Source organism: Pseudomonas sp. R4-84, from assembly GCF_054130985.1.
On the sequence record NZ_CP096390.1, the window covers coordinates 5526744 to 5547541 of the forward strand.

At 61.8% G+C, this 20798-nt stretch carries 22 protein-coding genes; 12 read left to right on the forward strand and 10 right to left on the reverse strand.

Annotated features, from left to right (window positions below; genetic code table 11):
- The first annotated feature begins 55 nt into the window (after positions 1 to 55).
- A complete protein-coding gene (locus M1D68_RS24935) occupies positions 56 to 607 on the forward strand; it encodes a cytochrome c oxidase assembly protein (RefSeq protein ID WP_457968769.1) in 552 nt (183 codons plus the stop codon).
- A gap of 24 nt (positions 608 to 631) precedes the next feature.
- Positions 632 to 1519, forward strand: coding sequence for a cytochrome c oxidase subunit 3 (locus tag M1D68_RS24940; RefSeq protein WP_457968771.1), 888 nt, complete (start codon positions 632 to 634; stop codon positions 1517 to 1519).
- A gap of 23 nt (positions 1520 to 1542) precedes the next feature.
- On the opposite strand, the gene M1D68_RS24945 is transcribed toward M1D68_RS24940, so the two are convergent.
- Positions 1543 to 1746: a twin transmembrane helix small protein gene (locus M1D68_RS24945; protein ID WP_420765983.1), complete on the reverse strand. Its 204-nt coding sequence runs from the start codon at positions 1744 to 1746 to the stop codon at positions 1543 to 1545.
- A gap of 70 nt (positions 1747 to 1816) precedes the next feature.
- Between M1D68_RS24945 and M1D68_RS24950 the strand changes: the two genes are divergently transcribed.
- From M1D68_RS24950 to M1D68_RS24970, 5 genes are read left to right on the forward strand one after another with little or no spacing between them, the layout of a single operon-like run.
- A complete protein-coding gene (locus tag M1D68_RS24950; RefSeq protein WP_457968773.1) occupies positions 1817 to 2554 on the forward strand; it encodes an SURF1 family protein in 738 nt (245 codons plus the stop codon).
- Entirely contained in the window at positions 2520 to 3113 is a 594-nt protein-coding gene (locus M1D68_RS24955) for a hypothetical protein (protein ID WP_434649424.1), read from the forward strand. The genes M1D68_RS24950 and M1D68_RS24955 overlap by 35 nt, the downstream gene beginning before the upstream one ends.
- 10 nt (positions 3114 to 3123) lie before the next feature.
- Positions 3124 to 4203, forward strand: a complete 1080-nt coding sequence (locus M1D68_RS24960) for a COX15/CtaA family protein (RefSeq protein ID WP_457968775.1) — start codon at positions 3124 to 3126, stop codon at positions 4201 to 4203.
- Positions 4191 to 5090, forward strand: a complete 900-nt coding sequence (gene cyoE / locus M1D68_RS24965; protein ID WP_457968777.1) for a heme o synthase — start codon at positions 4191 to 4193, stop codon at positions 5088 to 5090. Before M1D68_RS24960 ends, cyoE begins: the two co-directional genes overlap by 13 nt.
- Complete coding sequence (locus tag M1D68_RS24970; RefSeq protein WP_457968779.1) at positions 5087 to 5722, forward strand: SCO family protein; 636 nt, start codon at positions 5087 to 5089, stop codon at positions 5720 to 5722. Before cyoE ends, M1D68_RS24970 begins: the two co-directional genes overlap by 4 nt.
- Before the next feature lie 606 nt (positions 5723 to 6328).
- On the opposite strand, the gene M1D68_RS24975 is transcribed toward M1D68_RS24970, so the two are convergent.
- The 8 genes from M1D68_RS24975 to def form a co-directional block, all read right to left on the reverse strand.
- On the reverse strand, positions 6329 to 8521 hold the full coding sequence (locus M1D68_RS24975) for a TonB-dependent receptor (protein WP_457968781.1): 2193 nt from the start codon (positions 8519 to 8521) through the stop codon (positions 6329 to 6331).
- Positions 8522 to 8560: 39 nt separating this feature from the next.
- Positions 8561 to 9394 carry a DUF2459 domain-containing protein gene (locus tag M1D68_RS24980; protein ID WP_457968783.1) on the reverse strand — a complete coding sequence of 278 codons (834 nt, stop codon included), beginning with the start codon at positions 9392 to 9394 and terminating at the stop codon, positions 8561 to 8563.
- A gap of 112 nt (positions 9395 to 9506) precedes the next feature.
- A complete protein-coding gene (locus M1D68_RS24985; RefSeq protein ID WP_457968785.1) occupies positions 9507 to 9683 on the reverse strand; it encodes a hypothetical protein in 177 nt (58 codons plus the stop codon).
- A 225-nt stretch (positions 9684 to 9908) separates the two neighbouring features.
- The gene (locus M1D68_RS24990; RefSeq protein ID WP_445571077.1) at positions 9909 to 10220 is read right to left on the reverse strand and encodes a tetratricopeptide repeat protein; all 312 of its coding nucleotides are present in this window, start codon (positions 10218 to 10220) and stop codon (positions 9909 to 9911) included.
- 176 nt (positions 10221 to 10396) lie between these two features.
- Positions 10397 to 11770 carry a Trk system potassium transporter TrkA gene (trkA, locus tag M1D68_RS24995; RefSeq protein ID WP_420765993.1) on the reverse strand — a complete coding sequence of 458 codons (1374 nt, stop codon included), beginning with the start codon at positions 11768 to 11770 and terminating at the stop codon, positions 10397 to 10399.
- A 24-nt stretch (positions 11771 to 11794) separates the two neighbouring features.
- Positions 11795 to 13105 carry a 16S rRNA (cytosine(967)-C(5))-methyltransferase RsmB gene (gene rsmB / locus M1D68_RS25000; RefSeq protein WP_434561416.1) on the reverse strand — a complete coding sequence of 437 codons (1311 nt, stop codon included), beginning with the start codon at positions 13103 to 13105 and terminating at the stop codon, positions 11795 to 11797.
- Positions 13102 to 14061 (reverse strand): methionyl-tRNA formyltransferase, encoded by a 960-nt coding sequence (gene fmt, locus M1D68_RS25005; RefSeq protein ID WP_457968787.1) that lies wholly within the window; start codon positions 14059 to 14061, stop codon positions 13102 to 13104. Before fmt ends, rsmB begins: the two co-directional genes overlap by 4 nt.
- A gap of 71 nt (positions 14062 to 14132) precedes the next feature.
- The gene (gene def, locus M1D68_RS25010; RefSeq protein ID WP_053126951.1) at positions 14133 to 14639 is read right to left on the reverse strand and encodes a peptide deformylase; all 507 of its coding nucleotides are present in this window, start codon (positions 14637 to 14639) and stop codon (positions 14133 to 14135) included.
- A gap of 155 nt (positions 14640 to 14794) precedes the next feature.
- Between def and M1D68_RS25015 the strand changes: the two genes are divergently transcribed.
- The 3 genes from M1D68_RS25015 to M1D68_RS25025 all read left to right on the forward strand — a co-directional run bounded on the left by M1D68_RS25015 (position 14795) and on the right by M1D68_RS25025 (position 17613).
- A complete protein-coding gene (locus M1D68_RS25015) occupies positions 14795 to 15820 on the forward strand; it encodes a LysM peptidoglycan-binding domain-containing protein (RefSeq protein ID WP_434608623.1) in 1026 nt (341 codons plus the stop codon).
- An 80-nt stretch (positions 15821 to 15900) separates the two neighbouring features.
- The gene (gene dprA, locus M1D68_RS25020; RefSeq protein WP_457968789.1) at positions 15901 to 16995 is read left to right on the forward strand and encodes a DNA-processing protein DprA; all 1095 of its coding nucleotides are present in this window, start codon (positions 15901 to 15903) and stop codon (positions 16993 to 16995) included.
- 60 nt (positions 16996 to 17055) lie between these two features.
- The gene (locus M1D68_RS25025) at positions 17056 to 17613 is read left to right on the forward strand and encodes an L-threonylcarbamoyladenylate synthase (protein WP_457968791.1); all 558 of its coding nucleotides are present in this window, start codon (positions 17056 to 17058) and stop codon (positions 17611 to 17613) included.
- 267 nt (positions 17614 to 17880) lie between these two features.
- On the opposite strand, the gene M1D68_RS25030 is transcribed toward M1D68_RS25025, so the two are convergent.
- The gene (locus M1D68_RS25030; RefSeq protein ID WP_434608628.1) at positions 17881 to 18858 is read right to left on the reverse strand and encodes an NADPH:quinone reductase; all 978 of its coding nucleotides are present in this window, start codon (positions 18856 to 18858) and stop codon (positions 17881 to 17883) included.
- 162 nt (positions 18859 to 19020) lie between these two features.
- Between M1D68_RS25030 and hemF the strand changes: the two genes are divergently transcribed.
- Together hemF and aroE are read left to right on the forward strand one after the other, a co-directional pair.
- Positions 19021 to 19935 (forward strand): oxygen-dependent coproporphyrinogen oxidase, encoded by a 915-nt coding sequence (gene hemF, locus M1D68_RS25035; protein ID WP_434608630.1) that lies wholly within the window; start codon positions 19021 to 19023, stop codon positions 19933 to 19935.
- A gap of 13 nt (positions 19936 to 19948) precedes the next feature.
- Entirely contained in the window at positions 19949 to 20770 is an 822-nt protein-coding gene (gene aroE, locus M1D68_RS25040) for a shikimate dehydrogenase (protein ID WP_457968793.1), read from the forward strand.
- The last annotated feature ends 28 nt before the right edge of the window (positions 20771 to 20798 follow it).

Below are 20798 nucleotides of genomic sequence, written 5' to 3' on the forward strand. Positions count from 1 at the left end.
GCCGCCATCGCGAGCAGGCTCGCTCCCACAGGGTTTTCGGTGAGGAGCGGGAACCATGGCTGATTCAATCTCGCTGAAGAAACTGGTCACCCGTCTGTTGCTGGTAGTGGTGGCCATGTTCATCTTCGGGTTTGCCCTGGTGCCGATCTACGACGTGATGTGCAAGGCGTTCGGCATCAACGGCAAGACCGGTGGGCAGTACGAAGGCGTGCAGGTCGTTGATGAATCGCGGCAGGTGCGGGTGCAATTCCTGTCGACCAACGCAGTGGACATGGTCTGGGATTTCTACCCCAAGGGCGATCAATTGGTGGTCAAGCCGGGGGCAGTGAACGAGATGGTGTTCGTCGCCCACAACCCCACCGACCGGCCGATGAGTGCCCAGGCGGTGCCGAGTATCTCGCCGAGCACCGCGGCGGCGTATTTCCACAAGACCGAATGTTTTTGTTTTACCCAGCAAGTGCTGCAACCCGGCGAACGCATCGAAATGCCCATGCGCTTCATCGTCGACCGGGACATGCCCAAGGAAGTGAAGCACCTGACGCTGTCCTACACGCTGTTCGATATCACTGCTCGTCATCCTCCGGTGGCTATAAACACTGACCGATAGCGTGCCCGATAAGGAGAACAATAAATGGCAACTCATGAGCACTATTACGTCCCGGCCCAGAGCAAATGGCCGATCATCGCCACGGTCGGGATGTTCGTCACCGTGTACGGCCTGGCGACCTGGTTCAACGACCTGAAGGCGGCGCGTCCCGAATCCCACGGGCCGCTGATTTTCTTCGTCGGCGGCCTGCTGGTGGCCTACATGCTGTTCGGCTGGTTTGGCGCGGTCATCAAGGAAAGCCGCTCCGGGCTGTACAGCGCGCAGCTCGATCGCTCGTTTCGTTGGGGCATGAGCTGGTTCATCTTTTCCGAAGTGATGTTCTTCGTGGCGTTCTTCGGCGCGTTGTTTTACGTACGAGTGGTGTCGGCGCCCGGTCTGGCCGGTGAAGGCAGCAAGGGTTTGTCGGAGATGCTGTGGCCGAACTTCGAATACGTCTGGCCGTTGTTGAACAACCCGGATCCCAAACTCTTCCCACCGCCCAAGGACGTGATCAGCCCTTGGGGCTTGCCGCTGCTCAATACCATCCTGCTGGTCAGTTCCAGCGTCACCGTGACCATCGCCCACCACGCCCTGAAGAAAGGCCATCGCGGCGCATTGAAGGTGTGGCTGGCGATCACCGTGCTGCTGGGTTGCGCGTTCCTGGGCTTCCAGGCCGAGGAATACATCCACGCCTATAAAGAGCTGGGCCTGACGTTGGGCTCGGGGATCTACGGCGCGACGTTCTTCATGCTCACCGGTTTCCACGGCGCCCACGTCACCATCGGCACGATCATCCTGTTCGTGATGCTGATGCGCATCATGCGGGGGCACTTCGACAACGAGCATCAGTTCGGCTTCGAGGCCGCGAGCTGGTACTGGCACTTCGTCGATGTGGTGTGGATCGGCTTGTTCTTCTTCGTCTACATACTCTGAGGCAGCCGTATCAGGGCGACTCTTTACCAAGGAGCATGCGACACCAACTGGCCGCTGAAAAAGCCCCAGGCAATCAAGCCGACGGTCACAGCGGCCAAGGCCACGCGAATTGCCAGGGCGATGACCAGGCGATTGGAATCGCTTTGGTCCTTGACCAGAAAAAACAAGCCGCTGAACAGGCTGGCAACCGTGGCGATCAGCATCAGGGCGATGGCTGCTTTGAGCATTGGAAACACTCCGGGGGGACGCGATGCACGTGAGTATAGCTATCCCGTTCATTAGCCTTAGGGCGGCGCCATGAAAGGCTTCCGGCCGGGCATCGTGCCGTCACTCGTGGTGGCCGTGCTGGTGCCGGTGATGGTGTGCCTGGGGTTCTGGCAAATGAGCCGGGGCGAACAGAAACGTGTGCTCATGGACACTTATGCCGAGCGCCGCGTGGCCAAGCCGATGGACAGCGTCGAGCTTTCGGAAACGACGGATCCGGCCTTTCGTCCGGTCAGCCTGCGTGGCCAATTCGACGCCGATCACAGCCTGCTCCTGGACAACCGCCAGCACGACGGCAAGGTGGGCGTCGAACTGCTGCAGCCGTTCCTCGATCACGCCAGCGGGCTTTGGCTGCTGGTCAATCGTGGCTGGCTGCCCTGGCCGGATCGCCGCACCCCGCCAGTCTTCAGCACACCTGAACAGACTGTCGACCTTCAAGCCTGGGTCTACGTCGCACCCGGCGCCACGTTCCAACTTCACGCCGACCCGGCAAGCGCACCGTGGCCGCGGCTGGTCACCACCATCGAACCGCAGAAACTCTGGGCAGAACTGGACCGTGGCGGCTTCGCTTACGAACTAAGACAACAAAGCGGCCCCGGCGCCTACCGGACCGATTGGCCGGTGGTTGCCATGGGTCCGGAAAAACACCTCGGCTATGCCGTGCAGTGGTTCGCCATGGCGGCGGCGCTGTTCGGCCTTTTCCTCTACCTCGGATGGCACAACGCAGGGAGACACCATGGGAAGCACCATGAATCCAACCAACACGTCTGAAGCGCCCGATGCACGCAGCCGCCGCAAGGGCCGCGTACAATTGCTGTTGATTGTGCTGGGCGTGATCGGCCCGATGATCCTCGCCACCGGCATGTACAAATTCCAGTTCTGGGTCCCCGACAGCCGCAGCTACCACGGCGAGTTGATCGGCAACGGCCAGTCCCGCGCCGACATCGGCGTGCAGGCCGACGAGCAGCGCTGGCAGATCCTGGTGACGGCCCCTCAAGAGTGCTCGGTGGACTGCCGCCAGTTGGTCTACCTGGCCCGGCAAGTGCAGATCGGCCTGGGCCGCGAAGCCGGCCGCGCCAGCCATGCCCTGGCCATCGCGCAACCCCTGGACAGCGCGTACGACGCCCAGCTGCAGCGCGAATATCCCCAGCTGCAACGCTACCCGCTGGATCTGCCTGCCTATCAGAAAGGCGCCCAGGGTTCCGGCGGCGCCCAGCTGTGGATCATCGATCCCCACAGCAACCTGGTGCTGCGCTACGACGCCCGGGTCAAGGGCAAGGATTTGCTCAACGACCTGCGGCACCTGCTGAAACTGTCGAACATCGGATGAGGACATCGACATGGCCAAGCCTGGATTTCGCCTCGCGCTGTTCGCCACGTTGCTGGCATTGATTGTCGTACTGTTAGGCGCCTACACCCGCCTGACTCACGCCGGCCTCGGTTGCCCCGACTGGCCGGGTTGCTACGGATTCATCAGCGTACCCAAGGGCGAAGCCCAACTGGCCCATGCCGAATTGCATTTCCCCGACGCCCCGGTTGAGGCCCATAAAGGCTGGAACGAGATGGTCCACCGGTATTTCGCCGGTGCCTTGGCGCTGATGATTGCCGCGCTGGCCGCCCGGGCCTGGACGAACCGTCGTCACCCTGGCTTGCCATTGAAATTGCCACTGTTTCTCCTCGCCGTTGTGTTCGCGCAAGCGGCGTTCGGCATGTGGACCGTGACGTTGAAGCTCTGGCCTCAAGTCGTCACCGGTCATCTGCTGGGCGGGTTCGCGACGTTGAGCCTGCTGTTTCTGCTCACGCTGAGATTGTCCGGCGTGTTGCCGGCGCTGACCGTGCCCAAGCGCCTGCAACATTGGGCCACGGCCGGGCTGCTGCTGGTGATCGGCCAGATCGCCTTGGGCGGCTGGGTCAGTTCCAACTACGCCGCGGTGGCCTGCATCGACTTCCCCACCTGCCATGGTGAATGGATGCCGCCCGCCGATTTCGCCAACGGCTTTCACCTGACCCAGCACATCGGCCCGAACTACCTGGGCGGGCAACTGGACAGCGACGCCCGTACCGCCATCCATGTGACCCATCGCATCGGCGCGTTACTGGTGACTGTGGTGCTGCTTGGGCTGGCTTGGCAATTAAAGACGGTGGGCATGTCCCGACTGGCGGGGCTGGTCCTCACCGCGCTGGTCGCGCAAATTACATTAGGTATAAGCAACGTCGTGTTTCATCTGCCGCTGCCGGTGGCCGTGGCCCACAACGCCGGGGGCGCCGCCCTGCTGCTGACCCTGGTGCTGGTCAATTATCACGCCCGCACCAGCCTGGTCCGGGTACGGCACCACGTCCCGCTGCGCTGGCGCTTCAATCCGCCCGAACACGGCGTCGCCCCCATTACGATTAAAGGAGAGATGCCATGGCAACCTTGACCGGTGAACGCCATAGCCAGGCGATCTGGCGCGATTACCTGGAGCTGACCAAGCCCAAAGTGGTGGTATTGATGCTGATCACCTCGCTGGTCGGCATGTTTCTCGCGACCCGCGCCGGAGTGCCGTGGACGGTCCTTGTATTCGGCAACCTGGGCATCGCGCTGTGCGCAGGTGGCGCGGCCGCGGTGAACCACGTGGTGGATCGGCGTATCGACGCGGTGATGGCCCGCACCCATAAGCGGCCGCTGGCCGAAGGGCGGGTCTCGCCCGCCGCTGCACTGACCTTCGCCCTGGCGCTGGCCGTCGCCGGGCAAGCCTTGTTGCTGATCTTTACCAACCCGCTGACCGCCTGGCTGACCCTCGCCTCGCTCCTCGGTTACGCCGTGATCTACACCGGCTTCCTCAAGCGGGCAACGCCGCAGAACATCGTCATCGGCGGCCTCGCCGGCGCCGCTCCGCCGCTGCTGGGCTGGGTGGCGGCCACCGGACACGTCAGCGCCGAACCGCTGTTGCTGGTGTTGATCATCTTCGCCTGGACACCGCCGCACTTCTGGGCCCTGGCGATTCATCGCAAGGAGGAATACGCCAAGGCCGACATCCCGATGCTGCCGGTGACCCACGGCGAGCACTACACCAAGATCCATATCCTGCTGTACACCTTGGTGCTGCTGGCGGTGAGCCTGATGCCATTCGTGATCCAGATGAGCGGGTTGATCTACCTGGTTTGTGCGCTCGTGCTGGGTGCCCGGTTTCTGCAATGGGCCGTGGTGTTGTACCGTGGCAGTCGGCCGCACGCGGCGATCAATACGTTCAAGTACTCTATCTGGTACTTGTTCCTGCTGTTCATCGCCCTGCTCGTTGATCACTACTTACTGTTGAGCCTATGACTCGAACCCAGAAAACCGTCTTCATCCTCGCGGCCGTGATCGCACTGATCCTCGGCCTGACCATCAACAAGGTGCTGTCCAGCAAAGGCCAGGGTGACCCGACCGCATTGATCGACGCCGGCATCATCCTGCTGCCGCAAAGCCGCAACCTGCCGGACGTGAAAATGACCGACCAGGACGGCCAGCCCGTGGCGATGGATGGGCTGAAAGACAAGTGGAGCCTGCTGTTCTTCGGCTACACCTTCTGCCCGGACATCTGCCCAACCACCCTCGCCCAACTGCGCCAGATCAAAAGCGAACTGCCGCCCGAGGCGGTGGCCAAGTTGCAGATCGTACTGGTGAGCGTCGACCCGAACCGCGACACCCCCAAGCAGCTCAAGCAATACCTGGGCTACTTCGATCCGCAGTTCAAAGGCCTGACCGCTTCCTCTGTTGAAGACCTGCAGAAACTGGCGAACGCGGTGAGCATTCCGTTCATCCCCGCCGACACCAGCAAACCCAACTACACCGTCGATCACAGCGGCAACCTTGCCGTGATTGGACCGGACGGCAAGCAACGCGGGTTTATTCGGGCGCCGTTGAATAATCAGAAGTTGGTGGCGCAGTTGCCGGAGATGCTTAAGCGCAAATGAAGCCAAGGCGAGGCCACTTGCTTCCTGATAATGCATCTCCCCGTGGCGAGGGAGCTTGCTCCCGTTCGGTTGCGCAGCGACCGCAAAACCGAACGATGCGGTTTGCCTGAGGAAATGCAGGGGCCTGCTGCGCAGGCCAGCGGGAGCAAGCTCCCTCGCCACAGGGGTTAGTGTCGATCCGAACATCCAGCCCAACGCCACGTACTGTGGGAGCGGGCTTGCTCGCGAAAGCGGCGGGTCAGCTTGCATCAATATTGAATGTGACACCCTCCTCGCGAGCAAGCTCGCTCCCACACCGGGCGGCGGTGAACACAGTATCTGCAACAGCCTCAATCCCCTGTGGGAGCGAGCCTGCTCGCGATGACGCCAGCCCAGACACCGCCCGTGGCGAGGGAGCTTGCTCCCGCTCGGCCGGTCAGACGTCTCGAGCGCAGCAGTCGCAAAACCAGACGATGCGGTTTACCTGAAGAAATGCCGAAATCTGTGGGAGCAAAGCTTGCTCGCGATTGGGGCAGGTCTGTCGATACAGGTTTGGCTGGTCTCCACTATCCGAGCAAGCTTTGCTCCCATGGATGTCGCCAGGGACGCTCCACGTTCCGCTTCTGATCAGAAATCAATAGTCCCCGAAAACTTCACCAAGCGCGGATCACCCTGCGAAAGATAGCCGCCGTTCGCCGAGGCCCAGTAGTTCTTGTCGGTAATGTTTTCCACATTGACGCGCAACGTCAGGTCTTTCTCTACGAATTTCATCTTATAACGTGCGCCCGCGTCGAACCGGTTCCAGGTCGGCAAGCTCAAGTTGTTAGCCTGATCCGCGTACTGCCCGCCCGTGCGCAACATCCTCGCGCTGAGCGCGGCGCCTTCGAGGCCTGGGACATCCCAATCCACGCTGGCATTGAGCTGGAACGTTGGCACGCCAATGGCGTGGTTGCCATCGTTGAAACCGCCAGCGGTGTTTTTGAGTTCGGACGTCATTCGGGTGCCGCCGGCCATCAACCGGAGACCTTCGATGGGCTCGCCGAATACGCTGATCTCCAGCCCTTTGTTGACCTGCTCACCGTCACGCACATAGAGGTTCTGCGCGTTGTCGACGTAGCCATCGGAAGGTTTCTCGATACGGAAAACACCCACGTTGGCACCGAAGGTTTGCATGTCCAGCTTGATGCCCGCTTCCAACTGTTTTGTGCGGCCCGGGGGAAAGGCTTGGCCCAGGTTGGTGATGCCTGAACCGGACGCCACTGGCCCTTTTGCAAGGCCTTCGATTCGGTTGGCGTAGAGCGACACGCTCTCCACAGGCTTGTAGACAATGCCGTAGACAGGCGTGGTAACGGCTTCATCGTAGAGCGTGCTACGGCTGCCGTCGTTTGCTGGATTGGCTACACCGTTTGAGGTGGTGCCATCGTACTTATAGTTTTCGACACGCAACTGCTGACGACGGACACCATAAGTGACCAGCAATTTGTCATCGAACAAGCCCAACGTGTCGGAAATCGCTAGGCTACGGTTGCGGGTTTTGCCGGTCACCCCGGGATCGCCCATTTCACCGCCGGTGCTGGACACCGCGGTCGGCTTGGGTAGCGTTGGGGTGTCGTAGAGATTGCTGTTGCCGGTAACGGGACGATAGAAAGTGTAGGCGTTTTCCTGCTCGGTCCAGATCGTTGAGCCGCCGATCGCAACCTGGTGGGAAACAGGTCCCGTGTTGAAGCGCCCGTTCAGCCCGCCACTAAACGATGTGTTGTCTTCGTTGTGTGGAATTTCTGACCCACCGATCGTCGCGACACCGTTATTGCCGACCAGCGTCGGTGTGGCGTATACCCCAGTTTCTCGGGTGTGCTTTACACCGCCAGCCAGGTAGGCGGTCCAGTTTTCGTTCAAGTCCCAATCGCCACGAACCATGCCGAAGGTGTCTTCGGTTTCGGAGTAAGTCCAGTCCTGTCCATAATTGTGACTCGCATCCGGAGCCGTGGGAATGCGCGTGGCGTTGCCGATGTTCACAGAGTTACGCAGTCCATTGATACGCTGTTTCTGGTAGCCGAAATCGGTGGAAACGCGGAAGTCATCACCTCGATAGTCCAAGCCAGCAACGAACAACTTTGTGCGCTGATCCTGGTTGTCGATCGCTGTTTCACCTTCGCGCTGGCTCAGGTTCAACCTGGCGCCAAACCGATTGTCCTCGCCGAACCGCTGCCCGATATCCAAATGCTCGCCCATGCGGCCATCGGTGCTGATGTCCTGCGTATAGCGACGAGTCGGGACATCCTCCGCGCGCTTGGGCTGCAAATTGACACCGCCCCCAAGACCCGAACCCGTCGGGCTGACGCCGTTGATGAACGCGTTGGGCCCCTTGAACACTTCGACGCGCTCGATCGCATCCGTCGACAGAATTTGGCGCGGTAAAACGCCGTACAGCCCGTTGTAGGAAATGTCGTCGCTGGCAAGCGGCAGGCCTCGAATCACGAACACCTGGGATTGGTTACCAAACCCATAGGACTGACGCACCGAAGGATCATTGAGCAGCACATCACCCACGTCTTCCGCTTGCTGATCTTCAATCAACTGCGAGGTGTAACTGGTCATCACGAACGGGACATCCATGTTGTCCTGATTGCCCAGCACCCCTATCTGGCCTCCCCTCGCCACCTGCCCCCCCGCATAGGGCGCCGATAGCGTGTTGGAATTGGTTTTAATCGCATCGGCAGTAACGTCGGTCACGCCCAATTCAATAGGCGCTGCCGCCTGGGCAAGAAAACTGACTGAGCAGCACGCAGCGAGCAACGTAAGGCGAGATGGAAATAGCATGAGTGAGTACCTGCGGGGAAACGGTCAATGCCGCTAATGCTAATGATTCGCAGATAGATTATCCATACCAACGGGCATGTTGCTATAAAGATCCGGAAGAGGTTCTGTCGGCATCAAGCGCCTTAATCGCCACAGGGACTGGCTACCAGGAAGGGGAAATTTGCTCTCACTTCCACACGAGGGGGATGTGTCGAACCGAACACCGAGCCCAACGCCGCCCACTGTGGGAGCGAGCCCGCAAAAAGCGCCGACCGCTGTCGCTCGGCGCAACTGCGACATGACGTTCCCCGCCGTAATCACCGCTACGGGCGACATTGGGCAGTTGCTCGCGGCCAGCGCCTCTGCGACCCAGGTATTGCAGGTATAAAACAGCGAATAGTGACCCTCGGCCTGGTAGAACCGGCTCTCTCCATACAGGCCAGGCCCGAGCACCACCAAGGTGCCCGTCGCTGAACGGGTGAAGGTCCCGGCCACGAACGCGAGCAGTCGTCGGTAGCCGTCCTCCGTCACCCGCACCTCGATGACCTCGCTTGCGGTGAAACGCCGCCTCGGGTCCCCGTCAATTTTGACCGCATGCAGCACGGTTGCCGTCGACCCGAACAAGGCTCCCAGGGCGAGGCTCAAGGTGGCTTGTGGGGCTCGGTAGAAATCCTCGTCACCCCAGCCGAACTCAACGAAGTCGCCTTCGCTGAATGCTTCGACCAGTGCGGGAAGCACTTGAAGCAGATCGGAGCGCGCAATCACCAACCCAGTATGCAGGCCATGATTCACCACATAGAAGGACCGCCAACCGCCACCCTCGCCCCTCGGCGGGTCCGACGCGCTAGCGCAGCCGAACAGCGTGAGGACCAGGGCCAACACTGCAATGCGCATACACAGGGACCACTTAAGGGAACGGATTTATTACCTGATATTAATCCATCCGCCATCCCCCCTCAGCCAACCTCCTCAAACCGCCGCCGCTTCATGAACAACCCCATCCCTATCACCACGGCAAAAACCGACAGCAACCCCAGATCAAACCCCAACACACGGGTCTGACCTGCCACAAAGCAGCCATCAACGCCACGCCCAGCCACTTGCGTAGCAGATAGGGTTTGAGGAATCGATCAAGCAGAAAGGACACCACCAAGGCAATGACCAACTGAGTAATTTCGGACATGTATGTCTCCGGTCAGGTCTTGGTGATCAGTATCGAGAGGGTGCGTTGGGGGCCGATGCTGAAGCGGTGAAAGCCTATCAGTAAGCAGCCAGACAGATCGTGTTGGCTGCTTGATGGGCTGGTATTGAGAACGCGGTAGGCTTTTTTGTGAGTGCTGCGCACTGGAGCGCCAGCCCGGTCAAGCGGGAGCAAGCTCCCTCGCCACAAAAGCAGTTTTGTGTGGATTCAGGGCTGGCGATCCAGCTTCTTGAGGAACACGGTCATTTCTTTTTCAGCCTGTTTGTCGCCATGGGCGCGGGCGGCTTCCAACCCTTGCTCCCAGGCTTGGCGGGCTGCGGCGGCGTCGCCTTGGCCTTGGTGGGCCTTGCCCAGTAGTTTCCAGGCTGCGGAGTACTTCGGGTCGAATTCGACGCAGCGTTGGAGGTGTTCGGCGGCGCGGGGGAATTCGCCTAGGTCGAGGTAGCCTTTGCCGAGGCCGAAGCGGAGAAGGGAGTTGTCCACGCCCTTGGCGAGCATTTTTTCCAGGGAGTCGAGCATGGGGGCCGTCCTTATCGGTGTGTCAGGGGTTGATCAGTGGCTGTTAGATAGCTATCGCGAGCAGGCTCGCTCCCACAGTGGATCTCGGTCGATCACAATATTTGTGAACGACAGCGAGCCTTTGTGGGAGCGAGCCTGCTCGCGATGAGGCCATGACTGCCACCGCACAGCCTGGATCAGAAGAAACTCAACCCCACATGGAACAACTTCTCCACATCACGAATGTGCTTCTTATCTACCAGGAACAGGATCACATGGTCGCCGGTCTGGATCACGGTGTCGTCGTGGGCGATGAGCACTTCTTCGTCGCGGATGATGGCGCCGATGGTGGTGCCGGGCGGCAGGCCGATGTCGCGGATGGCTTTGCCGATGACTTTGCTGGATTTGGCGTCGCCGTGGGCGATGGCTTCGATGGCTTCGGCCGCGCCGCGGCGCAGGGAGTGGACGCTGACGATGTCGCCGCGGCGTACGTGGGCCAGCAAGGTGCCGATGGTTGCCAGTTGCGGGCTGATGGCGATGTCGATGTCGCCGCCCTGGATCAGGTCGACGTAGGCCGGGTTGTTGATGATGGTCATGACCTTCCTGGCCCCCAGGCGCTTGGCCAGGAGCGAGGACATGATGTTGGCTTCGTCATCGTTGGTCAGGGCCAGGAAGATGTCGGCGTCGGCGATGTTTTCTTCCAGCAGCAGGTCGCGGTCGGAGGCGCTGCCCTGCAGCACCACGGTGCTGTCGAGGGTGTCGGAGAGGTAGCGGCAGCGTGCCGGGTTCATCTCGATGATCTTGACTTGGTAGCGGCTTTCGATGGCTTCGGCCAGGCGTTCGCCGATCTGGCCGCCGCCGGCGATGACGATGCGTTTGTAGTTTTCGTCGAGGCGGCGCATTTCGCTCATGACCGCGCGAATATTCGCTTTGGCGGCGATGAAGAAGACTTCGTCATCGGCTTCGATCACGGTGTCGCCCTGGGGCAGGATCGGCCGGTCACGGCGGAAAATCGCTGCCACGCGGGTCTCGACATTGGGCATGTGCTCGCGCAATTGGCGCAGTTGCTGGCCCACCAGCGGTCCGCCGTAGTAGGCCTTGACCGCCACCAGTTGCGCCTTGCTCTCGGCAAAATCGATCACTTGCAAGGCACCGGGGTGTTCGATCAGGCGCTTGATGTAGTTGGTCACCACCTGCTCGGGGCTGATCAGCACGTCCACCGGGATCGCTTCGTTGTCGAACAGGTCGGCGCGGGTCAGGTAGGCCCCTTCGCGCACCCGGGCGATTTTGGTCGGGGTGTGAAACAACGTGTGGGCGACCTGGCAGGCGACCATGTTGGTTTCGTCGCTGTTGGTCACCGCCACCAGCATGTCGGCGTCGTCGGCGCCGGCCTGGCGCAATACCGTCGGCAAGGAGCCGCGCCCTTGTACCGTACGAATGTCGAGACGGTCGCCGAGGTCGCGCAGGCGTTCGCCGTCGGTGTCGACCACGGTGATGTCGTTGGCCTCGCTGGCGAGGTGTTCCGCCAGCGAGCCGCCAACCTGCCCTGCACCCAGGATGATGATTTTCATCCAGTCACTCCTATCGAATCGGTTTTAACCGCGTGCGGCGGCGATTTTGATCAGCTTGGCGTAATAGAACCCGTCGTGCCCGCCTTCCTGGGCCAACAACTGCCGGCCATGGGGCTGCTTTATGCCAGCCTGGGTGGCAATGTCCAGCTCACGGGCACCCGGCGTGCGGGCGAGGAAGGCTTCGATCACTTCGGTGTTTTCCGTCGGCAAGGTCGAGCAGGTGGCGTAGAGCAGCATGCCGCCCACGTCCAGGGTCGACCACATGGCATCAAGCAGTTCGCCTTGCAACACGGCCAATGCGGCAATGTCGTCCGGCTGCCGGGTGAGCTTGATGTCCGGATGGCGACGGATCACGCCGGTGGCCGAGCAAGGTGCGTCCAACAGGATGCGCTGGAACGGCTTGCCGTCCCACCACGCAGCCGTGTCGCGACCGTCGGCGGCGAATAGTTCGGCGTCCAGGCCCAGGCGCTCAAGGTTTTCCTTCACTCGCACCAGGCGCTTGGCTTCCAGGTCCACGGCCACCACGCCGGCCAGTTTCGGCTCGGCCTCGAGGATGTGACAAGTCTTGCCACCCGGCGCGCAACAGGCGTCCAGCACCCGTTGGCCGGGCGCCAGCTCCAGCAGGTCGGCGGCCAATTGCGCGGCTTCGTCCTGGACGCTGATCCAGCCCTCGGCGAAGCCCGGCAGTGCACGCACATCGCCGGGAGTTTCCAGCACGATGCCGTCGCGGCTGTACTGGCACGGGATGGCCGGGATGCCCGCCTCGCCCAGCAACGCAAGGTAGGCATCGCGGGTATGGTGGCGACGGTTGACCCGCAGGATCATCGGCGGGTGGGCATTGTTCGCCGCGCAGATGGCTTCCCATTGCTCGGGCCAGAAGGCCTTGAGGGATTTCTGCAACCAGCGCGGGTGGGCGGTGCGCACCACCGGGTCGTGTTCCAGTTCACCCAGCAGGGTTTCGCTTTCCCGTTGGGCGCGGCGCAGCACGGCATTGAGCAGGGCCTTGGCCCAGGGCTTTTTCAGCTTGTCGGCGCAGCCCACGGTTTCGCCGATGGCGGCGTGGGCGGGGACGCGGGTGTAGAGCAGTTGATAGAGCCCCACCAGCAGCAGCGCTTCGACGTCGGCATCGGCGGCCTTGAACGGTTTCTGCAACAGCTTCGCCGCGAGGGCCGAGAGGCGCGGTTGCCAACGGGCGGTGCCGAACGCCAGGTCCTGGGTGAAGCCGCGATCGCGATCTTCGACCTTGTCCAGTTGGGTCGGCAGGGAACTGTTCAGCGAGGCTTTCCCGCTGAGTACCGCGGCAAGTGCCTTGGCGGCAGCCAGACGCGGGTTCATGAAGCGTCCGCCGCTTGGCCGAGGACGGTGCCGACGGCAAATTTCTCACGACGGCTGTTGAACAAGTCGCTGAAGCCCAGCGCCTTGCCGCCGGGCAATTGCAGACGTGTCAGACACAATGCTTGATCGCCACACGCGACAACGAGGCCGTCCTTGCTGGCACTGAGGATTTCTCCCGGTGCGCCCTTCCCTTCGGCGCAACTGGCCGCCAGCACTTTCAGGGCTTCGCCGTTCAAGGTGCTGTGGCAGATCGGCCAAGGGTTGAAGGCGCGCACCAGGCGTTCCAACTCAACGGCCGGGCGGCTCCAGTCGATGCGGGCTTCGTCCTTGTTCAGTTTGTGCGCATAAGTGGCGAGGCTGTCATCCTGCACTTCGCCTTCCAGCGTGCCGGCGGCCAGGCCGGCAATGGCCTGGACCACTGCTGGCGGGCCGATCAGCGCGAGGCGGTCGTGCAGGCTGCCACCGGTGTCGTCGGCGCCAATGGGGGTGCTGACCTTGAGCAGCATCGGTCCGGTGTCCAGGCCTGCTTCCATGCGCATGACGGTCACGCCGCTCTCGGCATCGCCCGCCTGCACGGCGCGCTGGATCGGCGCGGCACCGCGCCAGCGCGGCAGCAGCGAGGCGTGGCTGTTTATGCAACCCAGGCGCGGGATATCCAGCACCACTTGCGGCAGGATCAGGCCGTAGGCAACCACCACCATCAAATCCGGCTCCAGCGCCGCCAGTTCTGCTTGGGCCTGGGCATCGCGCAGGGTCGGCGGTTGCAGGACTTGCAAGCCGTGCTCCAAGGCAAGCTGCTTGACCGGGCTGGGCATCAGTTTCTGTCCGCGACCGGCAGGACGATCCGGCTGGGTATAGACCGCGCCAATTTCATGGGGGCTGGCCAGCAGGGCCTTGAGGTGTTCGGCGGCAAATTCGGGAGTGCCGGCAAAGACGATGCGCAGTGGCTCAGTCATGGGAAGCTCTCAGTTACAAAGCAGTCGCAAAAAGAAAAAGGCTTGCCGCGGCAAGCCTTTGAAGAGGGGCATCAAGCGTTCTGGCGATGGATCTTCTCCAGTTTTTTCTTGATCCGGTCACGCTTGAGATTAGACAGGTAATCGACGAACAGCTTGCCGTTGAGGTGGTCGCATTCATGCTGGATGCACACCGCCAGCAGGCCTTCGGCGATCAACTCGTAAGGCTGGCCGTCGCGGTCCAGGGCTTTGATCTTGACCTTCTGCGGACGGTCGACGTTTTCGTAGAAGCCCGGCACCGAAAGGCAGCCTTCCTGATACTGCTCCATCTCGTCGGTGAGCGTTTCGAACTCGGGGTTGATGAACACCCGGGGCTCGCTGCGGTCTTCGGAGAGGTCCATGACGACGATACGCTTGTGCACGTTGACCTGGGTCGCGGCGAGGCCGATGCCTGGCGCCTCATACATTGTTTCAAACATGTCATCGACCAGCTGACGCACTTCGTCGTCCACTACAGCCACCGGTTTGGCGATAGTGCGCAGGCGCGGGTCCGGAAATTCGAGAATGTTCAAAATGGCCATAAGCTTGATAAATGCACGTGTGAAGTAAAGTCGGGTGGCTTGCCTGGCGTGTATTGGGATGCAGGCTACCGTTGTAAAACGTTGCTCTTGAAACAGAGCGAGCCACGGGGGCTCTGGCGTTTTACGCGAACGCACATAATAAAGGGATTCACCGCATGAGGAAATCACTACTCGCCCTGCTGCTCCTGGCTTCGGCCGGTATCGCGCACGGGCAAGTGCAACTTCGGGAAGGTTTTCCCCAGCAATACACAGTGGTGACGGGGGACACGCTGTGGGACATTTCCGGCAAATACCTGCGCGAACCATGGAAATGGCCCGAGCTGTGGCAGGCCAACCCGCAGATCGAAAACCCCAACCTGATCTACCCCGGCGACACCCTGTCGCTGGTCTACATCAACGGCCAGCCGCGCCTGACCCTCAATCGCGGCACCTCACGCGGCACCATCAAGCTGTCGCCTCGCATTCGCAGTTCACCGGTGGCTGACGCGATCCCGAGCATCCCGCTGCAGGCCATTAACAGTTTTTTGCTGAGCAACCGCATCGTCGACACGGCGGAAGATTTCAACAAGGCACCCTACGTCGTTGCAGGCGACGCCGAACGAGTGCTCAGCGGCACCGGCGACCGGATCTTCGCCCGCGGCGACTTTGACACGAGCCAGCCGGCCTACGGCATCTTCCGCCAGGGTAAGGTCTACACCGATCCCGAGACCAAGGAGTTTCTGGGCATCAATGCCGATGACATCGGCAGCGGTGAAATCGTTGCCACCGAAGGCGATGTCACGACACTGGCCCTGCGACGGACCACGCAAGAGGTACGCCTGGGCGATCGCCTGTTCAGCGGCGAAGAGCGCTCGATCAATTCGACTTTCATGCCCAGCGCGCCGAAATCGGACATCCAGGGGCTCATCCTCGACGTACCCCGTGGCGTAACGCAGATCGGCGCGATGGACGTGGTGACGCTGAACAAGGGGCGGCGCGACGGGCTGGTTGAGGGCAACGTTCTGGCCGTGATGAAGACCGGCGAAACCGTGCGTGACCGTATTACCGGTGCACCGGTGAAAATCCCGGACGAACGCGCCGGCCTGCTGATGGTATTCCGCACCTACGACAAACTCAGTTATGGCCTGGTGCTGTACGCCTCGCGATCGCTGGCGATACTCGACAAGGTGCGCAATCCGTAACGTGTCTCACAAGTTACCAACAGAGTTATCCACAGCTTATTCCCGCTTGAACGGGGCTATAACGATCAAGGATTGATCACATGCCATTGCCTGAATCTGCTTCGGTTCCGCCTGCGGAACTGGAGGCCCGTCTGCGCTTGCATCGCTTGCCGGAACTGGGGCCTAAACGTTTCATGACCCTGATGGAGGCTTTTGGCTCAGCGTCCAAAGCCATCAGCGCACCGGCCAGCGCATGGCGGGCGCTGGGGTTGCCGGCCACGTGCGCCGAGGCCCGACGCGCCCCGCCAATACGCGACGGTGCCGCCCACGCACTGGCCTGGCTAGACGGTCCGGCCCAGCATTTATTGATGTGGGACCAGCCTGACTACCCCGCTTTGCTCGCTCAGATCAGCGACGCGCCCCCGCTGCTGATGGTCGCGGGCGACGCCTCGATCCTGGAAAAACCGCAGCTGGCCATGGTCGGCAGTCGCCGGGCATCCCGCCCGGGCATGGATACGGCGGCGGCATTTTCTCGAAGCCTGGCCGGCGCCGGTTTTGTCATTACCAGCGGCCTGGCCTTGGGCATCGACGCCGCTGCCCATCAAGCGGCACTGGATGTCGGCGGGCAAACCATCGGCGTGCTGGGCACCGGCCTCGAAAATTTTTATCCACAGCGCAATCGACGGCTGGCGGAGGCAATGATTGCCCAGGGAAGCGCGGTGATATCGGAGTTTCCGCTGGACGCAGCGCCCAACGCCGGCAACTTCCCGCGTCGAAACAGGATCATCAGCGGCTTATCCCTCGGCGTGCTCGTGGTCGAAGCCAGTGTCGCGAGCGGTTCGCTGATCACCGCCCGGCTGGCAGCGGAACAGGGTCGCGAGGTGTATGCCATTCCAGGGTCGATTCATCATCCTGGGGCCAGAGGTTGTCACCAACTGATCCGCGACGGGGCGGCGCTGGTGGAAACTGTCGAGCACATTCTCGAAGCATTGCGCGGTTGGCAGCGGCTGCCGCTGGCCGCCGAGCCTGTGCCCGTGACCCATCCGCTGCTGCGCCTGCTGCATGCCGCACCGCTGAGCAGCGAGGCGTTGGCCGACGCCAGCGGCTGGGGTCTGCCCAAGGTGCTGGCGGCGTTGACCGAGCTGGAAATGGAGGGACGCGCCATTTGTGACAACGGTCGTTGGTTCGCACGCTAGGTTTTATGGGGAAGATCGGTAAACTGCCCACAGCCTTATTTGCGTTGCGGAGAATGTTTCATGGTCAACAGTTGGCGTGTGCAACAAGCCGCGCGAGAAATTCGCGCCGGGGCGGTGATTGCCTATCCAACCGAAGCGGTCTGGGGCCTGGGTTGCGATCCGTGGAACGAGGATGCGGTGGAGCGTCTGTTGGCGATCAAGTCCCGAAGGCCCGACAAGGGCTTGATACTCGTGGCTGACAACATCCGCCAGTTCGACTTTCTGTTCGAAGACTTCCCCGAAACCTGGATGGACCGCATGGCCAGCACCTGGCCGGGGCCCAATACCTGGCTGGTGCCGCACCAGGATCTGTTGCCGGAGTGGATCACCGGCGTGCATGACACCGTTGCGCTGCGGGTCAGCGATCATCCAATCGTCCGTGACTTGTGCTCGTTGATCGGCCCGCTGGTCTCCACGTCGGCCAACCCACAAGGCCGGCCGGCGGCGCGCACGCGCATCCGCGTCGAACAGTATTTCCGCGGCCAGCTCGATCTGGTGCTGGGCGGTAACCTGGGCGGGCGCAAGAACCCGAGCGTGATTCGTGACCTGGCGACTGGCATGGTGGTGCGCCCGGACTGACTTTTTGTCAGCACACAATCAACTGTGGGAGCGAGCCTGCTCGCGAAGGCGTCAGGTCAACCAGCATCAATGTTGGCTGATACACCGCTTTCGCGAGCAGGCTCGCTCCCACAGGGTTTTGTGTTCACGCAGTATTTATGAACACCACAAAGCAACTGTGGGAGCGAGCTTGCTCGCGATGGCGTCAGGTCAGTCAGCATAGATGTTGACTGATACACCGCTATCGCGAGCAAGCTCGCTCTCACCGGTCTTTTAGCGACCACTGGATCAGGGCAGGAGGATCGTCGACCCCGTCGTCCGCCGCGCCGACAATTCGGTATGCGCCTTGGCCGCTTCAGCCAGCGGGAATCGCTGATTGATATCCACGCTGAGCTTGCCACTGGCGATCATCCCGAACAGCTCATCGGCCATGCGCTGCAGGTTTTCGGCATTGTTGGCGTAGGTCGCCAGGGTCGGGCGGGTGACGTACAGCGAGCCCTTGGCCGAGAGAATCCCCAGGTTCACGCCGTCCACCGCACCAGAAGCATTGCCGAAGCTCACCACCAGGCCACGCGGCGCCGTGCAATCCAACGACGTCAGCCAAGTGTCTTTGCCAACCCCGTCGTACACCACTGGGACTTTCTTGCCGTCAGTCAATTCCAGCACGCGCTGTACGACGTTTTCCTTGCTGTAGTCGATGACTTCCCAGGCGCCATGGGATCTGGCGATGGCGGCTTTTTCCGCCGAGCTGACAGTGCCGATCAGTTTTACGCCCAAAGCCTTGGCCCATTGGCAGGCCAAGGAGCCCACGCCACCGGCGGCGGCGTGGAACAGAACAGTCTCGCCGCCCTTGAGCTCGTAAGTCTGACGCAGCAGGTATTGCACGGTCAGGCCCTTGAGCATTACCCCGGCAGCCTGTTCGAAGCTGATGGCCTCGGGCAAGTGGACCAGATTGGCCTCGGGCAATACGTGGACATCGCTGTACGCCCCCAGCGGACCACTGCCGTAGGCGACGCGGTCACCGACCTTGAAACGCGTGACGTCCGAACCAACGGCCTCGACCACACCCGCGCCCTCCGCACCGAGCCCCGACGGCAAGGCCGGTGGCGGATAAAGGCCACTGCGGTAATAGGTGTCGATGAAGTTCAGGCCGATGGCCTTGTTGCTCACGCGGACCTGTTGCGGACCGGGCTCGGCGGGCTGGTAATCCACGAACTCAAGTACGTCTGGGCCGCCGTGGGAACTGAACTGGATGCGTTTGGCCATCTTCACTTTCTCCTTATCGTGGGACTTTTACCAAGCCTGCTATCGGACTCCTAAGCTTGATCCACGTCAACTGTGGTGTGGGCGGATGCGGTGTTATCCTGTGCGCCCATTTTGCCGGCGGCCTTGTACGCCGAGCAGCGTAGCCCTGATCAAGGTGATGTCATGACTACTCGCACCGAGGCCGTGAAAGCCTATCTGCTGGACCTGCAAGACCGCATCTGCGCGGCACTGGAAACCGAGGACGGTGGCACTCGCTTCGTCGAGGACGCCTGGACCCGGCCAGCCGGAGGTGGCGGTCGTACGCGAGTGATCGAAAACGGCACGGTGATCGAAAAGGGCGGCGTCAACTTTTCCCACGTCTTCGGCAGCGGTCTCCCACCGTCAGCCAGTGCCCACCGGCCTGAGCTGGCCGGGCGTGGCTTCGAAGCCCTGGGCGTGTCACTGGTTATTCACCCCCACAACCCCCATGTGCCGACGTCCCACGCCAACGTGCGCTTTTTCATCGCCGAAAAGGAAGGCGAGGAGCCGGTCTGGTGGTTTGGCGGTGGCTTCGACCTGACGCCTTATTACGGCGTGGAAGAAGATTGCGTGCATTGGCACCGCATCGCCCAGCAAGCCTGCGAACCGTTCGGCCCGGATATCTATTCGCGCTACAAGGCCTGGTGCGACAGCTATTTCCACATCAAGCACCGCAACGAGCCCCGGGGCATCGGCGGCCTGTTCTTCGATGACCTGAACGAGTGGGACTTCGACACCAGCTTCGCCTTCATGCGCGCCATTGGCGATGCCTACATCGATGCCTACCTGCCTATCGTGCGTCGTCGCAAGCACGACCCGTTCACGGCCAAGCAACGGGAATTCCAGGAGTTCCGCCGTGGACGCTACGTGGAATTCAACCTGGTCTATGACCGCGGCACGCTGTTCGGCCTGCAATCGGGCGGGCGTACCGAGTCGATCCTGATGTCCCTGCCGCCGCAGGTCCGCTGGAGTTATGACTGGAAAGCCGAACCGGGCAGCGAAGAGGCTCGCCTGACCGAGTACTTCCTGCAGGATCGCGATTGGCTGGCCACGGTCTGAACGGGGATTATCAATGGACCGCTACGTTGTAATGGGTAACCCGATCGGCCACAGCAAGTCGCCAATGATCCATCGCCTGTTTGCCGAGCAGACCGGGCAGGTGCTGGACTACAGCACGTTGCTGGCACCCTTGGAGGATTTTGCCGGTTGCGCCCGGGAATTTTTCCACGAGGGCCGTGGGGCGAACGTCACCGTGCCGTTCAAGGAAGACGCCTTCCGCCTGGCTGACAGCTTGACCGACCGGGCGCAGCGCGCCGGGGCGGTCAACACCTTGAGCAAACTGGCCGACGGCCGCCTCTTGGGCGACAACACCGACGGTGCGGGGCTGGTGCGGGACCTGACCGTCAACGCCGGTTTCAGCCTCAAGGGCAAGCGCATCCTCTTGCTCGGCGCCGGCGGTGCGGTGCGCGGCGCCTTGGAACCGCTGCTGGCCGAAGCACCGGCGTCGGTGATCATCGCCAATCGGACGGTGGAAAAAGCCGAATTGCTGGCTGAGCTGTTCGCCGACCTGGGCCCGGTCTCGGCCAGTGGTTTTGATTGGTTGAAGGAGCCGGTAGACCTGGTCATCAACGCCACGTCCGCCAGCCTGACGGGCGAGGTGCCACCGATTGCCGCAAGCCTGATCGAACCGGGCCAGACGTTCTGCTACGACATGATGTACAGCAAGGAGCCGACATCCTTCTGCCGCTGGGCCCGGGAACATGGCGCGGCGATGGCGATGGACGGCCTGGGCATGCTGGCCGAGCAGGCGGGCGAAGCGTTCTACCTGTGGCGCGGGGTACGCCCGGATACGGCGCCGGTGCTGGCCGAGTTGCGTCGTCAGTTGGCGCTATAAGACTGACAGACCCTCTAGGGCTGCTTTG

Coding starts and splice junctions, on each gene's coding strand:
- M1D68_RS24935 (WP_457968769.1), top strand. CDS start 56: ATGGCTGATTCAATCTCGCTGAAGAAACTGGTCACCCGTCTGTTGCTG.
- M1D68_RS24940 (WP_457968771.1), top strand. CDS start 632: ATGGCAACTCATGAGCACTATTACGTCCCGGCCCAGAGCAAATGGCCG.
- M1D68_RS24945 (WP_420765983.1), bottom strand. CDS start 1,746: ATGCTCAAAGCAGCCATCGCCCTGATGCTGATCGCCACGGTTGCCAGC.
- M1D68_RS24950 (WP_457968773.1), top strand. CDS start 1,817: ATGAAAGGCTTCCGGCCGGGCATCGTGCCGTCACTCGTGGTGGCCGTG.
- M1D68_RS24955 (WP_434649424.1), top strand. CDS start 2,520: ATGGGAAGCACCATGAATCCAACCAACACGTCTGAAGCGCCCGATGCA.
- M1D68_RS24960 (WP_457968775.1), top strand. CDS start 3,124: ATGGCCAAGCCTGGATTTCGCCTCGCGCTGTTCGCCACGTTGCTGGCA.
- cyoE (WP_457968777.1), top strand. CDS start 4,191: ATGGCAACCTTGACCGGTGAACGCCATAGCCAGGCGATCTGGCGCGAT.
- M1D68_RS24970 (WP_457968779.1), top strand. CDS start 5,087: ATGACTCGAACCCAGAAAACCGTCTTCATCCTCGCGGCCGTGATCGCA.
- M1D68_RS24975 (WP_457968781.1), bottom strand. CDS start 8,521: ATGCTATTTCCATCTCGCCTTACGTTGCTCGCTGCGTGCTGCTCAGTC.
- M1D68_RS24980 (WP_457968783.1), bottom strand. CDS start 9,394: ATGCGCATTGCAGTGTTGGCCCTGGTCCTCACGCTGTTCGGCTGCGCT.
- M1D68_RS24985 (WP_457968785.1), bottom strand. CDS start 9,683: ATGTCCGAAATTACTCAGTTGGTCATTGCCTTGGTGGTGTCCTTTCTG.
- M1D68_RS24990 (WP_445571077.1), bottom strand. CDS start 10,220: ATGCTCGACTCCCTGGAAAAAATGCTCGCCAAGGGCGTGGACAACTCC.
- trkA (WP_420765993.1), bottom strand. CDS start 11,770: ATGAAAATCATCATCCTGGGTGCAGGGCAGGTTGGCGGCTCGCTGGCG.
- rsmB (WP_434561416.1), bottom strand. CDS start 13,105: ATGAACCCGCGTCTGGCTGCCGCCAAGGCACTTGCCGCGGTACTCAGC.
- fmt (WP_457968787.1), bottom strand. CDS start 14,061: ATGACTGAGCCACTGCGCATCGTCTTTGCCGGCACTCCCGAATTTGCC.
- def (WP_053126951.1), bottom strand. CDS start 14,639: ATGGCCATTTTGAACATTCTCGAATTTCCGGACCCGCGCCTGCGCACT.
- M1D68_RS25015 (WP_434608623.1), top strand. CDS start 14,795: ATGAGGAAATCACTACTCGCCCTGCTGCTCCTGGCTTCGGCCGGTATC.
- dprA (WP_457968789.1), top strand. CDS start 15,901: ATGCCATTGCCTGAATCTGCTTCGGTTCCGCCTGCGGAACTGGAGGCC.
- M1D68_RS25025 (WP_457968791.1), top strand. CDS start 17,056: ATGGTCAACAGTTGGCGTGTGCAACAAGCCGCGCGAGAAATTCGCGCC.
- M1D68_RS25030 (WP_434608628.1), bottom strand. CDS start 18,858: ATGGCCAAACGCATCCAGTTCAGTTCCCACGGCGGCCCAGACGTACTT.
- hemF (WP_434608630.1), top strand. CDS start 19,021: ATGACTACTCGCACCGAGGCCGTGAAAGCCTATCTGCTGGACCTGCAA.
- aroE (WP_457968793.1), top strand. CDS start 19,949: ATGGACCGCTACGTTGTAATGGGTAACCCGATCGGCCACAGCAAGTCG.